Origin of the sequence: Acinetobacter sp. 1566109 (assembly GCF_000582255.1) — a bacterium.
GTDB lineage: Bacteria > Pseudomonadota > Gammaproteobacteria > Pseudomonadales > Moraxellaceae > Acinetobacter > Acinetobacter nosocomialis.
This window is the reverse complement of sequence record NZ_JEYB01000255.1, coordinates 1-348: the sequence shown is the minus strand read 5'-3', so window position 1 is coordinate 348 and position 348 is coordinate 1. Positions and strand designations below refer to the sequence as shown.

At 31.6% G+C, this 348-nt stretch carries 1 pseudogene; it reads right to left on the bottom strand.

Annotation, left to right across the window (positions count from 1 at the left end):
• Positions 1–69 precede the first annotated feature (69 nt).
• Positions 70–333 (bottom strand): annotated as a pseudogene (locus J582_RS27470) (hypothetical protein); the annotation flags it as partial.
• Positions 334–348: the final 15 nt, after the last annotated feature.

The following is a 348-nucleotide window of genomic DNA, read 5'->3' as shown; positions in this document are numbered from 1 at the left end:
GCAATGTTCAAAATTAGAAGACGATCTGCTTAATCGAACCTATTTAACATAAAATCTCTTATGCGAAATTTAGGTCTTATCCCAAATAAATCCATTAAAAAGATCTTTATCTTTCTGCCTATTTTCTTCAGTCTTACTTTCCGTGCTTAAAAACTTTTCAAAATCGGTTAGTTGACCCTTAAAAGATTCATCATTTTTCAGTTTGTTTAGAACCCAAGCCCCCAGTAGAATTTTACGTCTAGTATCATCTTTTCTTTGTCGATCAGAATTTTTCTTTTTTTCACGAGCAGCAATAGCTTGTTTTTGTGCTTTTAGTTGTCTTAATCGTTCTTCTTATTTTGAACATTG